The sequence below is a fragment of the Amycolatopsis kentuckyensis genome (assembly GCF_002155975.1).
Lineage (GTDB): Bacteria > Actinomycetota > Actinomycetes > Mycobacteriales > Pseudonocardiaceae > Amycolatopsis > Amycolatopsis kentuckyensis.
Window position 1 is genome coordinate 1 of sequence record NZ_MUMI01000907.1, and the last position, 1,261, is coordinate 1,261.

Genomic DNA, 1,261 nt, shown 5'->3' on the forward strand with positions numbered 1-1,261 from the left:
GTACTCGGAGTCGGCGGCGTCCTCGATCAGGGACTTACGGTCGCGGCCGTTGCGCGGGTCGTACAGCCGCTCGTGGGCTGTGACCCATATCCGGACGCCCTTCTCCTCGCACAGCTCGATGAAGGACACCCACTCGCCGACCTTGCGGGAGCCTCGGGAGGACTCCCACAGCATGAGGACGTCCGCGCCGAAGGCACTCTCACGTCCCGTCGGCCCGCTGCGGAGATCGGCGACCAGCTGTTCGAAGTCGTCTCGCCGCTTCCTGGCGTAGCGCGATGCGGAGAGGCCGTCGTCCACGTACGGCGTGCCGTGCAGCTTCCAGTTGTTGTCGTCGGCGGCCGCGGCGTTGTCGGTGCCCTGGTCGTCGATGGACGTGCCGCCGTTGGGGTCGGACAGGCGCCGGTACTCGCGGGCGATCAGGTCGTCTGGCATGTCCCCGAGTTCACTACATAGTCGCCGCTCTTAGCAAGGTATCTGGGAGCAGATACCTCACTGGCACCCGCAATTCGCGATGGCCCACACGAGGACGGCGCCGAGGCCGGCCAGCGCCGTGAGATACGCAATCAGGACGCGGCGACTGTGCACTATGGATCTCTTTCATCACACGCCTGCTGATCGCAGGCCACTCGACTGTGAGTTGGAGTGGTCCGCCGCCGCAGCGCCGACGGCGGACCATGTGCCGCCCACCCCGCCACGCTCTAACGGGGCCTTTCTGAGGGCGGCCTACCTCTTGCGCCAGGCTTACGGCGCGAGAGGAGTCTTGGTCACGACCGGGGCTTCCTCGGACGCCCCAGATCGCTGCGGTCGCGCAAGGCCTGATATGCCTGCCACAGCTCATCGGCCGAGGCACAGCGGCTCATGCCCTCGCACCCAGGGCAGGCGGCGCAGTGCTCCACATAGTCGCGGTATGCCTGCTGCGACCGGCTGACTGCGACGTTGAGAGCCCTACGAAGGAACGCAGGGCCGTTCACCTGTCCTGGCCCTCGGTCATCGCGTGGCGTGCGGCGGCGATGAACTGGACCACGAGCACGGGGTCACACAGCTGGCCGGCCGACTGCATCGGCACCACCCAGTACGAGCGCAGAGGGACCTCCGGGTCGAACGTGACCCCGTGCCATGGAACGCCCATGTGCGTCCCGGCACGGAGGATATCGACACCCAGCTCGGCCCACCGCCCGACCACGTGCGGCCCATAGTTCGGCGGCACCCAGGGCGCCACCAGGACGTAGTACCGGACCCCTACACGGTCCGCGATCACCGG

Annotated in this window: 2 protein-coding genes; both read right to left on the bottom strand. The window is 67.7% G+C overall.

Annotated features, from left to right (window positions below):
- Positions 1–432 (bottom strand): recombinase family protein (locus CCN39_RS49055; protein ID WP_143264524.1); only part of this gene is annotated, 432 nt, incomplete at its 3' end.
- Positions 433–967: 535 nt separating this feature from the next.
- On the bottom strand, positions 968–1,261 hold a 294-nt coding region (locus CCN39_RS51455), incomplete at its 5' end, for a hypothetical protein (RefSeq protein WP_208630717.1).